The following is a 12,416-nucleotide window of genomic DNA, read 5'->3' on the forward strand; positions in this document are numbered from 1 at the left end:
CCGGCACCCACTGGGTTGATCAACCGCAGCTGGCGCGCTCGATCCGGTTCTGACCGTCCACCTGCACCGTCACGCGGTCCTGGCGGAAGTCCATGGTTACCTCCATGCCCGGCTTGACCACGCGCGCGTTGCGGGCACCGCTATCGGCGACCAGTTTCTTGATGGTGGCCTCGTCGGCGGTCTTGCCGGTGAAGGCTTCCAGCGCTTCCGGCCTGCATTCGTGGGCGGCATCGGCCACCGGTGCCGGTGCGGCATCGTGGGTGGTGCTGCTGCCGGCGTGGCTGCAGGCGGCCAGCGGCAGGATGGCGAGCAGGGCAAGCGGATTGAGGCGCATCGTCGGGCTCCAGGCGTGGATGGTGGCGGCAGTGTCACCGCTGCCACCGTCAGGGCATGTCAACGCGGCCCTGGGCCATTACCGCCCGACCAGCGCCAGTGTTTCGCGCTCGCGCTGCTCCTCGCGCACCAGTCGCTGCAGCAGCAGGGCCAGGGTGACCACGTCCTGATGGTTGTGGTCGGCCACCCGACGCAGGTTCACCGCATCGCCGCCGCGCAGGAAACGCAGCCATGCGCCCGGGGCTTCGGAGCCAGGCAGGTCATCCTCGCGCACCACGCGCAGCAGCTGGCGCTCAATGGTGGACAGCTTGCAGTTCTCCCACGTGCCGCGATAGCGGCGGCGGGTCGGGTAGAGCAGGTCGACGTGATCCAGCGCGCTGATCGGGCAACGCTGGCGGGCCAGCCGGTAGCGCGTCTTCAGCAGCGGCGCATCGTAGCTGCGCCCGTTGTAGCTGCAGAACACGGTGGACGGCTGCAGCCAGCGGGCGAAGGTGGCCAGCATCGCGTCCTCGGCGGCCATCGTCGACATCAGCAACTGGCGGATGCGCAGGCCTTCGCCACGCTGCGGGCACACATGCCAGTCGGCGGCGCCGATCATGAAGGCGCGGGTGCCAGTGCCGCCGGCCAAGCCGGTGGTCTCGGTATCGAAGAACAGCAGGTCGCGCGCGGCGACGTGCTCGTGCTCGCGCCTGGCGAAAGCCAGGGAAAGCGGTTCTACGGGAATCGGTTGCGGCTGCAGCGACTCGATCAGGAACAGCCCCGGCGCGATTTCCTCGCCGGGGAGCTGGCGATCCTGGGCACTGGCGCGTGCCGGTGCGGCTCCACCACGCGAGCGCAGGCCGAGCAGGCGGTGCAGGCTGCCCACTTCCGGTCGACGCAACGGTGCGGCGGCCGTCACAGGCGCGGCAGCGCCGGTCGGCTTGTGGCGGATTTCCTGTTCGACCCAGGCGAACACCGAGCGCTCTGCCGGTGGCTGCCGTGCATCGTTGGCGGCTACCGGGGCCGGCGCCGGGGGGGGCGGCTCGGGTGCCACCGGCGTGACTGCTTTCGGGTCGCCGGCCTGCTTCCGCAGCAGGCGCAGCTTGTCCAGGCTCAGGCTCACGGTGCCAGCAGCTCCATCGGCTCGCGCGTGGTCACCACCAGGTCGCGCACGTGCTGGCAGGCTTCTGCGTCGAACAGGTCGAGCACGCGCAGCGCCAGCGCGCGCGGCGAGGTTTCATCTTCCTCCTGTGCAGCCAGCACCGGGCCGACACAGGCCGGGCAACCGGCCTTGCAGTCGCAACGCTGCACCAGTTCGCGCGCGCGCTGCACCAACTCGGCCTGGCGCTGCCACAGCGGCTCGCTCAGGCCAACGCCGCCAGGAAAGTTGTCGTACAGATAAACGGTCGGCACGAACTCCTGCAGCAGCTCCACCGCGCCAGGGTCGCCTTCGCTGCCGCGCAGCTGGCCACGGCCGCTCTGGTCGGCGATCGCGAACCAGGCACCATCGCCGTTGCCGACTGACTTCTGCAGATCGCGCGCATCGGCCATCACCGCCACGGTGGCGACGATGTGCAGGGCATACGCGGCGCCAAGGAAGCCATCCAGCGCATCCTGCTTGCTGGCGAACGCGCGCAGCAGCAGCGCCTGCGGCAGCTGCCACCACACCGCAGTGGTGTGCAGTTCCTGGTCGGGCAGGTTCACCGGCCCATAGCCGATGTTCTCGTGGGTGTAATAGCGGATCTTCTTGTAGCCGGCCACGCGACGCACCACGTGCACTTCGCCATGGTGCGAATCGCCACGGCCGGCCACGCCACCGTCGAAACGGTCCAGCACCTTGAGCTTGGTGAAGTCGATGCTGTCGGTGTAGTAATCCACATGCGTGCGGGTGACATAGGCCTTGCGGCCGTCCCAGTCCAGCGTCTCCACCTGGTAGGGCGTGGACTGCACCATGTGGATGGCGCCTTCGTACAGGGTGAGTGCGGCGGCGGAATAATCGACCTCGGCGATGATCTGCTGGCGGCCGTCGCTGCGGTCGACCACCACGAAGTTGCCGTCGGCCACCGCGCGCAGGCTCACCGCGTTGGCCGGATAGCTGTCGGCGATCCATTCCCAGCGCTCGCCTTCGCGGTGGATGACTTCGGTTTCGGCCAGCGCTTCCAGGAACACTTCCGGATCGATCGGGCCGAAGCCATCGCCAACCCGGAACGGCAGTTCGAAGGCTGCGCAGCGGATGTGGTCGAACAGGATCAGCGGCTGGTCAGGTGCAATGCGTGCATGTTCGGGCGAGGCCTCGGCGAAGAAGTCCGGATGCCGCACCACGTACTGGTCCAGCGGCTGCGAGCTGGCCACCATCACCCCCAGCGCCGGCTGCTGGCGGCGACCGGCGCGGCCGAAGCGCTGCCAGGTGGCGGCCACGCTGCCGGGATAGCCGTTGAGAATGACCACGTCCAGGCTGCCGATATCCACGCCCAGTTCCAGCGCCGACGTGCTGACGATGCCGTCGATGTTGCCGGCGCGCATCGCACGCTCGGTCTCGCGGCGCTCGGTGGGCAGGTAGCCGCCACGGTAGGCGCGGATGCGCGGCGGCTTGCGCGGGTCGTGGTCGAAGATGTCCTTCAGGTACTTGGTCAGCACTTCGACCATCAACCGGGTCTGCGCGAACACCAGGGTCTTCAGCCCGGACTTGATCGCGATGCGCGCGATGCGGTTGCTCTGCGAGCGTGCCGAGGCGCGCAGGCCCAGGTCCGGATTGATCACCGGCGGGTTCCACAGCAGTACCTGTTTCGGTCCGCTGGGCGCACCGGATTCGGTGATCGCGGTGACCGGTGCCTCGATCAACGCCTCGGCATGCGCCTGCGGATTGCCGATGGTGGCCGAGCACAGGATGAACTGCGGTTGCACGCCGTAGAACGCGCAGATGCGCTTGAGCCGGCGCAGCACGTTGGTGACGTGGCTGCCGAACACGCCGCGGTAGGTGTGTACTTCGTCGATGACGATGTAGCGCAGGTTCTCGAAGAACTGCGCCCACTTGGTGTGATGCGGCAGGATCGCCTGGTGCAGCATGTCCGGGTTGGACACCACGATGTCGCCATGCAGGCGGATCGCCTGGCGCGCATCACCCGGGGTATCGCCATCGAAGGTGAAGGCCTTGACGCCCAGATCGCCGGCACGGTTGAGTTCCAGCAGCTCGGCCACCTGGTCCTGTGCCAGCGCCTTGGTCGGGAACAGGTACAGCGCCTTGGCCTTGTCCTGCATCGCCGCGCTGACCACGGGCAGGGTGTAGCACAGCGACTTGCCGCTGGCGGTGGGGGTGACGATGGCCACGTGCTCACCACGCTGGCTGGCCTCCCAGGCCTCGGCCTGGTGGCTGTAGAGCTGCTCGATGCCGCGTGCCTTCAGGGCCGCGGCCAGGGCCGACGGTACCGCATCGGGAATGGGGGCATAGCGGCCCTCGCGGCCGGGAATGGCAAAGCTGCCGGTGATGCGGTCCTGGTAGCGGCGCTGCAGGCGCGCGCTGAGCAGGGCGCCGTCACGGGCGGGCAGGCCATCGCGGGTGGCGAGCTTCTGCTCGGCATCGGCGGTGCGCTTGGCGAGTTCGTAAGCCATGGAAAGTGGAGCCGGGACGGATTGCGAGGGGTCACATGGCACCACATCCACGTCTCAGGATGTGAGACATCGCACACGGAGGGCGTGAACCGTTCAGTGCTCGCGTCCCGTGGCGCCGCCGCATCTCCCCTGGCTGAACAGCTGCCAGTGCAGCAACGAAATCTGAAGCCGGCATCCGTATCCTTGGGCGCTGGACGCAACCAACAGGGCGGATGGCTGTGGCACGACGTGGAACGCAGGGAGCACTCCTGGCCGGCATGCTGCTGGCCGGCATCGCGCAGGCGCAGCAGGCCGCGCCGGTATCGGTGCCCGATCCTGCACCCGTTCCCCCTGCTGATGCCCCGGCAGCAGCCACCGCGCCGATCTCCACCGCCCTGCCGCAGGACAACGTCACCACCCTCGGCGAGGTGCGTGCACTCAAGCCCGACGACGAGCCGCTGGACCTGTACCGCTTCAAGAACCCGGTGAAGTTCGGCGACAACCGCTTCAGCCGCGACTGGAGCGAGCCACCGTCACCGGAGCAGGTCAGCATGGGCGGCGGCTACATCATGATGGGCGTGGTCAAGGGCGTGCTGGCGGCGGGCCGGGGCCTGAACAAGCTCACCGGTGGCCCCGACCAGATCCAGTCCGCCATCGCCCGGCCACCGCCTGAGCTCAGTGCCGAACAGCGGCAGCGTGCGCTGCGGTTCTCCCAGCAGCAGGATGCCGGTGATGCACCGCCGGTGAAGTAGGCCGGTATATCCTGCCGGTTCCTCAACCGATAGCGCTGCCATGTTCCTGCGTTCGTTCTGCCTGCTGGCTGCATTGCTGCCCGCGTCCGCCTTTGCTGCCGGCATCGCCGGTGATGGCGCGTGCCGCAATGGCGCGTTCCCCTCCGAACAGAGCCGGTTCGCGCTGGCGCGGGTGGTCGACGCACCGCGCCTGTATCTGCTCGGCGACATGGACGGGTGCCCCGCCAAGGGCGAACCGGCCTGCCGCCAGCGCAGCTATGTGGTCAACGGCGATACGGTGGTGACCGGTCGCGACCTTGGCCGCTACCGCTGTGCGTTCTTCCCGAACAAGGTGGGTGGCAGCGCCGGCTGGGTGGACCGCAGCAAGCTGCAGCCGTTGCCGGTGGCCGTGCCAACGCTGCAGGACTGGGTGGGCCACTGGAAAGACGGCGACAACGGCCTGCGCATCACCGTGCAGGGTGGACAACTGCATGTGGATGGCGACGCCTACTGGCCTTCTGCCAACCCCACGCCGGAACAGCGCCCGTATGGCCCGAACATGGGCCAGGTGGAAGCGCGCGCGACGCCGCGTGGTGCTGATGTCGAGTTCGTCGAGGACACGTGCCGGGTGCGCGTGCACTCGCTGGGCGAGGTGCTGATCGTGGCCGACAACAGCGAATGCGGTGGCATGAACGTGCGCTTCAACGGCGTGTACCGGCGCGCGGGGAAACGCTGAAGGACGCATGACGGAGGGGGTCAGAGCCCTGTCGTGGGCGAAAGGGATCCGACCCAGGGTCAGCGCCGCCGCTCCAGCCACCACAGCAGCGAAGCGCACACCGTGAACGCCAGCCACCAGGGCCAGCGCGAGCCCGGCACGGGCTGCATCATCGCCGTGTTCGTCGGCCCGCTGACGGCCAACGCCCGCGTGGTTGCATCGATCATCGCCTGCTGGTGCAGTGCAGGTGCGGCCTTCGGGTCGAACACATAGCGCCAGACCGTGGTGTCGCCGTGCTGCAGGCGCTGCCAACCCGCCTCGCGCGGCCACCAGCCGGCGCAGCGCAGGGTCGACGTTGCGCCGTCAACGATCAGGGGCACGCTGTCTCCGCGCGCGTTGAAGACCTGCAGTGGCGCCTGCACGCCGCACAGCGCCTGCCGTTCGCCCGCCCAGCCGAGCGTCTGCGGCGACCACAGCGCATCACCGCTGCCCTGCGCGCGCGCCAGCGTGGCGACGACGCTGCTCCAGAGTTCACCGTGGCGATCATCGCGTCCGGCCAACACCCAGCGCCAGCTGTCGGTGATCGGCAGCAGGCCGATGCGGCCCTTGCCGACCGCGCGCCAGCCGCCGACGGCCTTGCCCGACCCATCCCGCAGCAGGGCGTTGCTGCCTGGCGCCTGCAGCGCCAGTGCTTCCAGCGCGGGCAGGGGCGCACTGTGCGAGCTGCGGTCAGCCTCCTCGCCGTAGCCGGTCGGCAGCGTTCCGGCGGCGAGCGGGCCGCGTCGTGCGGCGAGGACCGCGCTGTCGCCATCGCCGGGAAGTTCGAGGGCGTGGCTGCTGCCATCGCCCTGCACTGGCAGGCCCAGATCGCGGAGGCGCTGGCGCGCGCCGGCTGCAGGTGCGCCTGCACTGCGCAACAGAACGCCAAGGCCGTCACGCAACGCCTGCCGCACGGCAGCCAGCTGGCCGGCACTCAATGCGGTCAGGCTGCGCTCGTCCAGCAGCAACAGATCGCTGCGCGCGAGTGACGCTGCATCCAGCGCGACCGCGCCATCCCCCACGCTGACACCTGCCCCGGTATCGGCCTGTACCTGCACGCGGATGCCGGTATCGGCGGCCCAGCGGCGCAGGTACTTCAGCTCCGGGCCCGGCGCACTGGCACGCACCAGCATGCGCAGCGGTGCCGCCGGCAGGGTCTGCTGCGGTACCGGCGCGCTGTCCACCACATGACCGCCGGCATCGAGCAGGCGCAGCTGGAACACGCTGCGGCCCTCGGCGCGGGCGATGCCGCTGAGCTGCACGTGACCGTCCTCGGCAACGTCCACGCGATCGACCACGCTGTCGGCGGGGTCAAGCAGTTCCGCCTTGGCCTTGGCGACGCCGCGCGCCTGTGCATGCACGTCGAAGCGTGCGCCGGGCGCGGTGTCGGCGGGTGGCTGCAGCGCGATCCACCCGCGCGTCGGAGCTACCGGCTGCCAGCGCACGTCGCGTGGCAGTACCGCGTCGCGGTCACGCGCGACCAGGCCGGCACCGACCAGCGTCAGCGTGGAAGCCGGATGCTGGCGCAGCGCCGTGGCCAGGTCCGGCACGCGCTGGCCCCCAGGCACATCGGCAGCCTCAGGCAACAGCAGCCGCGGGCCTGCGCTGGCCGGCAGCGCGCCGGCCTTGTCGGCATCGATTCCCAGCACGACCAGGCCGACTGCGGGTTGCTGGCCGGTGGGCGGGACCAGGCAGAAGTACAGCAGCGTGGCAGCGATCAGCTGCAGCGCAATCACGATCCACTGGCGGCCACGACGCGCGGCATTGCCACGCAGCTGGCGCACGCTGGCGATGACCACGATCAGGACGAGTGCCAGCGCAATCCACAGGTTCACAGCGGAGGCGTTCATGGCTGCACCTCCAGCGCATCAAGGTACCGCTGCCCCATCGCATCGGCGGCGTTGCGCCGCATTGCCTGCGGCAGGGGTCGCTGCAGCGCGCGCCATACCTGTGCGCGCAGGCGCTGGCGGCAGTCGCGGCAGCCGGGTTCGATGCGCAGCTGCTCGATGGCGGCAGCCAGATCGAGTGCGTCGGGCAGGTAGGCGGCATTGCGCTGCTGCCAGCTGGCGAGTGCGTCGAGGTCGGGCACGCTGGTGTCATCGCCGAGGCGCTGCCACGCTTCGACGATGGCCGGATCGGGCGGGGTGCGGGCGGCCAACGGCAGTTCACGGCTGGCCAGCCCAGCGCGATCGCCACCCAGCCGGCGGCCTTCATCGATCGGCGGCAGCTCCGGCCCCACCCGTGCCAGGTAGATGCGCTCGGCCTGCTGCACCTGCTTGATGAACCCCAGTGCCTTGTAGGCGAACGGCAGTGCCTGCTCCGGACGGCCCTGGCGCAGCTCGCCTTCGGCCGACCACATCTGGTCCAGCGCGGCCTTCAGCGTGGCGCGGGTCTGTGGGTCGAGCAGGGTCGCGGCCTCGGCATGGTCGTGGGTGTGGCCGTACTCCGACAGCACATCGGTGGCGCTGCCGAACACCGGTGGCGCATCGGCATTGGACGCCTTGCCGCCGTGGTCGTGGCCATGCGCGTCGTGCGCACCGGCCTCGGCGCCATCGTCGTGATCGTGTTCGTCGTCGTGGCTGTCTGCGGTCGGCGCATCGCTGGTGGGCAGGTCGCTGGTCGGCGGTGGCTTCGGTGCACCTTCGCTTTCTTCGCCCAGGAACTGGCCATAGCGCAGGCGCAGGATGCGCTGGTCGACACCGATCGCATCGCTGCGTTTCACGAAGTCCTCGGCGGCAAGGCTGCGTCGCTGCCGGATCAGCGCTTCGGCATCGATGATGATCTGCCGCTGGCTGCGGAAATAGGCCGGCAGGGTCTTCTTGATGCGGCCTTCCAGTTCGGCACCGAGTGCAACCTCGGCGCTGGGCAGGCGCAGGATCACGCTGCTGCTGCGCCCGGTCTGCGGTGTTGGCGCGTGGTTGTCGCGCACTTCCAGCTGGGCGATGACATCGTTGCCCGGTTGCGCGCCCAGCGCAGCCAGATCCAGCGTGTGGGCGAAACGCCGCGCGGTGGCTTCGCCGCTGCCGGCAAGCGTCACGCTGCGTTTCACGAAGGTGATGTTCTCACCGCTGCCCTGGGTGGTGGTGATCGACAGCGTTGCCTGCGCGGCTACGCCATAGTCGTCGGTGGCCTCGAAGCGCAACGACCACTGGCGTTGCCCGGGCGTGCCCAGCACCAGGCTGGCGGCCGGCTCCAGCACGCGTACGCCGGGCGCGCGGTCGGCGACCACGTCCAGACGATGCAGGTCGGTTCCGGCCAACGCCGGCTCGCTCACCACGCGGTACAGCACCGGCGTGCGCGCCACATCCTGTGCCTGCCACTGGCCATCGTGTTCGTTCAGCGGCAACCGGCGACCATCGTGGAACTGCAGCCATGCCTTGTCCGGTGCGCGATCGAAGCGCAACGACCACGACAGCCGGCTGTCGGCGGCGACCTTGGCATCCAGTGCGTTCTGGGTGAGCGTGGCTTGGCCGGTATAGGCCGGCGCGTCGATGCGCATGCGGGTGGACTGCAGGTGCAGTGGGCCCGCGGCAGCCGTGCTGCCAGGCGCCGACGCACGGGCCGGCGCGGAGCCGGGGCTGGAACGTGGCCAGCCGAATGCCAGCGCAACGATGGCCAGGCCTGCGATCCAGCACAGCGCCAATGCTCCACGCGGCCAGCGCGGACGCAGTTCCGGCATCGCGCGTTCCAGCGTGGCCAGCACATGCGCGCGCTGGCGCTGCTGCAGCGGATTGAGGGTAAGCGCATCGGCAAACAGCAGGTCGGCACTGTCCTCACTGGCGCCGCTGCCATCGAGCTGGCGCTGCAACCACTGCGGGTCCAGCTGGCGGGAGCGTGCCGTGGCGAGCGCTGCGCAGGCAAGCAGGCCGATGGTGCCGATCACGCAGGCGATATCGAAGCCCGCCAGGCGCAGCGCCAGCACCGTTGCGGCCAGCGCCCACGGCAGGCCCAGCAGCAGGGTGACGAGCGCACGGCGGCGGCGCGCGTGCTGCCAGGCGAGCTGCAGGGTGTTCATGCGGGCCCCCTGCGTCGATGACTGCTGGCCATCCAGCGTTCCAGCGCGAACAGCAGCACGATGGCCAGCAGCAACCACGGGGTGAGCTTGCGCAGCGGCGGCGTTGCCGCAGGCAGTGCTGCCTGGCGGGGGGCCTGGTCCTGGGCATCGCCGAGGCGTGGCAGCGGATGCGGCTGCAGAGCCAGCAGCAGCGCGCGTGGCAACTGCGGATCGCGCAGCGCAGCGTTGCCTGAGGCATCCCAGTCGCCGGGCAGAGACAGCAGGACACCGTGGCCGATGCGTTGCTGCCACAGCAGCGGGGAGCCCTCGGTGTTGCGCAGCAGGATGCTGGCCTCGGCGGCAGGCTTGCCGGCAGTCACTACACGTCCGCCGTCCTGCAGCCACGCCTGCCAGTTCGCCGGCAGTGCGCCAGTGCGGCTCCACACGCCGATCTCGCCGCGTTCGGGCAGCGCATCCGCCACCAGAGGCGCGAGCGGCGCCTGCCTGCCCCACGCGCGTTGCAGTGCATTCAACCAGTGCTGGACGGCGGCCGAAGCATCGCTGTGCACGCGCAGGCGCGGCAACGTTGCGGCACTCGGTTGCTCACTCACCGGTATCGGCTGCGGACGCCACTGCACCTCGCGCGACAGCTGCAGGCGTGCGCCGTCCAGGCCGGGCAGGGGATCGGGAACGTGCACGGTCAATGCGGTGCCCGCAGGCAGCTGTGCGTCCAGTTCGCGCAGCAGGCTGGGCAGGGAAGCCGTGGACGCGGGTGGCACTTCATCAATGGCCGGGAAGCCGGGCGCCAGCCAATGCCAGTTGCCCGCTTCGGCGGTGCCGCGTAGTGCGGTCGCGTCCAGCCCTGGGGCTACGACCGTCCACGCAGTGGGGGCTGGCGCAGGCCCGGTCAATGCAGGTCGTGCCAGCAGCAAGGCCAACGCGGCAAGCAACAGCAGGCGCACCAGCAGCAACGGCCAGTCATCGAAGCGGATGCGCTGGCGCGGCCGGATCTGTGCACGCAGCCAGCGCAGCGCGGCGAAATCCAGCGGTGTGTACGGATGGCGGCGGGCGAGGTGGATCAGCAGCGGCAGCAACCCTGCAGCGAGCGCGGCCAGGCCCAACGGGAACAGCAGGGTCATGCGCCGCCCCTGCGGCCAAACAGTGCCTGCAGTGGTTGGTCCAGCGGCTGGTCGAGCCAGCCAGTGGCACTGGCGATGCCGCTGGCCTGCAGGCGCGACTGCAATGCGTTGCGTGCGTCAGCGAAGCGTTGCAGGTAGTCGGTGCGGATCGCCGCGCCATCGCCCAGCAGTTCCTCGCCGGTCTCCGGATCGCGGAAGCGATGGCCTGCGCCGAACGGGAAGTCACGCTCGTCGGCGGTGAGGATCTGCAGCAGTGCCACTTCGCGGCGTGCGCTGGCCAGTTGTTCCAGCAGCACAATGCCGGCCTCGTCAAAACCGTCGCCAATCGCCAGCAGCAGGTCGCCCGGGCGCACGCGCTCCCACAACGGGCGCAGGCGATCGGCCACAGGCCAGCCGCCACGCGCCTGCAGCGCATGCAGTTGCAGGTGCACGCGATCACGCTGGCGTGCGCCGTTCGCTGCGGGCACCAACTGCAGTCCATCGCCATTGATCGCCAGCAGGCCGAAACGGTCGCCCTGCTGCAGGGCCAGTTCCACCACGCAGGCGGCCACACCGCGCATGTGGTCCAGGCGGGTGCGCTGCGGTGCCGCGCGATCGGCCTGGCCGGCCGAGGCGGTGGCATCCAGCAGCAGCCAGACCGTGATCGGGCTTTCGCGTTCGGATTCGCGCACGAAGAAGCGGTCCGAGCGTGCATACAGCTTCCAGTCGATCTGGCGCAGCTCATCGCCTGGTTCGTAGGCACGGTACTGGGCGAATTCGAGGCCGGCACCGCGGCTGCGGCTGGCGTGCTGGCCGATGCCACTGGCGCCACTGGCCAGGCGTGGCCGCACGCGGAGCGTGCGCAGGCGCGCACGCAGTTCCGGTGGCAAGGTCAGCGGGGTACCGGCGTTCACGGGTGGCTCAACCCGGGAACGGCACGGCCTGCAGCAGGGCGGCGACCACGTCGTCGGCACGCTTCTGCTCGGCCTCGGCGGCGAACGACAGCAGCAGGCGATGACGCATCACCGGCGCGGCCAGTGCCTGCACATCCTCGCGGGTGGCGGCAAAGCGGCCCTGCAGCAATGCGCGCGCTTTTGCCGCCAGCACCAGCGACTGTCCGGCGCGCGGGCCCGCGCCCCACTTCACCCACTGGTTGATCGCGGCGGGTGCGCCTTCGCCTGGGCGGCTGGCGCGCACCAGGCGGGTGATCCAGGCCAGCACATCCGGGCTGACATGCACCTGGCGTACGGCGGCCTGCAGCGCGATCACCGCCTCTGCATCCATCACCTTCGGCACCGCGTCGGTGGCGCCGCCGGTGGTCTGTTCCAGGATCTGCCGCTCCTCGTCCTCGCTGGGGTAATCCACCAGCACGTGCAGCAGGAAGCGGTCCAGCTGCGCTTCCGGCAGTGGGTAAGTGCCCGCCTGCTCGATCGGGTTCTGTGTGGCCAGCACGAAGAACGGCGCCGGCAGTGCGTAGGTGGTGCCGGCGTAGCTGACCGTGCGTTCCTGCATCGCTTCCAGCAGTGCGGCCTGGGTCTTGGGCGGGGTGCGGTTGAGTTCGTCTGCCAACAGCAGGTGGGTGAAGATCGGGCCCTGCTGGAAACGGAAATGGCGATGGCCGGTGCCGTGGTCTTCCTCCAGCAGCTCGGTGCCGAGGATGTCGCTGGGCATCAGGTCGGGGGTGAACTGCACGCGCCGGAACTGCAGTTCCAGCGCCTGCCCGAGCGAGCGCACCAGCAGGGTCTTGCCGAGCCCGGGCGCGCCTTCCAGCAGGCAGTGGCCGCCGGCCAGCAGGCCGATCAGCAGCTGCTCGACCACGGTGTGCTGGCCCACCACGGCGCGTGCAAGCGCGGCGCGCAGCGCATCCAGGCGTGGCAACAGGGAATCGAGGTCGGGGGAAGTCATGGGCGTGCAGGTCC

General features: G+C 69.8%; 10 protein-coding genes. 2 read left to right on the plus strand and 8 right to left on the minus strand.

Annotated elements, in window-relative coordinates; genetic code table 11:
- Positions 1-19 precede the first annotated feature (19 nt).
- The 3 genes from AC5P8F_RS16880 to AC5P8F_RS16890 all read right to left on the minus strand — a co-directional run bounded on the left by AC5P8F_RS16880 (position 20) and on the right by AC5P8F_RS16890 (position 3,921).
- A complete protein-coding gene (locus AC5P8F_RS16880) occupies positions 20-334 on the minus strand; it encodes an I78 family peptidase inhibitor (protein WP_049404229.1) in 315 nt (104 codons plus the stop codon).
- Positions 335-412: 78 nt separating this feature from the next.
- Positions 413-1,435 carry a ribonuclease H-like domain-containing protein gene (locus tag AC5P8F_RS16885; RefSeq protein WP_495228616.1) on the minus strand — a complete coding sequence of 341 codons (1,023 nt, stop codon included), beginning with the start codon at positions 1,433-1,435 and terminating at the stop codon, positions 413-415.
- Positions 1,432-3,921 carry a DEAD/DEAH box helicase gene (locus tag AC5P8F_RS16890; RefSeq protein ID WP_401727957.1) on the minus strand — a complete coding sequence of 830 codons (2,490 nt, stop codon included), beginning with the start codon at positions 3,919-3,921 and terminating at the stop codon, positions 1,432-1,434. Before AC5P8F_RS16890 ends, AC5P8F_RS16885 begins: the two co-directional genes overlap by 4 nt.
- A 212-nt stretch (positions 3,922-4,133) precedes the next feature.
- Here AC5P8F_RS16890 and AC5P8F_RS16895 point away from each other — a divergent pair, with 212 nt between their 5' ends.
- Together AC5P8F_RS16895 and AC5P8F_RS16900 are read left to right on the plus strand one after the other, a co-directional pair.
- Complete coding sequence (locus AC5P8F_RS16895) at positions 4,134-4,652, plus strand: hypothetical protein (protein ID WP_032957598.1); 519 nt, start codon at positions 4,134-4,136, stop codon at positions 4,650-4,652.
- A 40-nt stretch (positions 4,653-4,692) separates the two neighbouring features.
- Positions 4,693-5,367, plus strand: coding sequence for a hypothetical protein (locus AC5P8F_RS16900; protein WP_014645470.1), 675 nt, complete (start codon positions 4,693-4,695; stop codon positions 5,365-5,367).
- A gap of 59 nt (positions 5,368-5,426) precedes the next feature.
- Here the strand turns inward: AC5P8F_RS16900 and AC5P8F_RS16905 are convergent, their stop codons facing one another.
- From AC5P8F_RS16905 to AC5P8F_RS16925, 5 genes are read right to left on the minus strand one after another with little or no spacing between them, the layout of a single operon-like run.
- Positions 5,427-7,235: a hypothetical protein gene (locus tag AC5P8F_RS16905; protein ID WP_329768352.1), complete on the minus strand. Its 1,809-nt coding sequence runs from the start codon at positions 7,233-7,235 to the stop codon at positions 5,427-5,429.
- The gene (locus AC5P8F_RS16910; RefSeq protein ID WP_495228618.1) at positions 7,232-9,400 is read right to left on the minus strand and encodes a hypothetical protein; all 2,169 of its coding nucleotides are present in this window, start codon (positions 9,398-9,400) and stop codon (positions 7,232-7,234) included. Before AC5P8F_RS16910 ends, AC5P8F_RS16905 begins: the two co-directional genes overlap by 4 nt.
- The gene (locus AC5P8F_RS16915) at positions 9,397-10,518 is read right to left on the minus strand and encodes a BatA domain-containing protein (protein ID WP_262093404.1); all 1,122 of its coding nucleotides are present in this window, start codon (positions 10,516-10,518) and stop codon (positions 9,397-9,399) included. The genes AC5P8F_RS16910 and AC5P8F_RS16915 overlap by 4 nt, the downstream gene beginning before the upstream one ends.
- A complete protein-coding gene (locus tag AC5P8F_RS16920) occupies positions 10,515-11,411 on the minus strand; it encodes a DUF58 domain-containing protein (RefSeq protein WP_046427741.1) in 897 nt (298 codons plus the stop codon). Before AC5P8F_RS16920 ends, AC5P8F_RS16915 begins: the two co-directional genes overlap by 4 nt.
- A 7-nt stretch (positions 11,412-11,418) precedes the next feature.
- A complete protein-coding gene (locus tag AC5P8F_RS16925) occupies positions 11,419-12,402 on the minus strand; it encodes an AAA family ATPase (RefSeq protein WP_014645475.1) in 984 nt (327 codons plus the stop codon).
- Between the last annotated feature and the right edge of the window lie 14 nt (positions 12,403-12,416).

The organism is Stenotrophomonas sp. YJH_SMC_69, assembly GCF_059370495.1.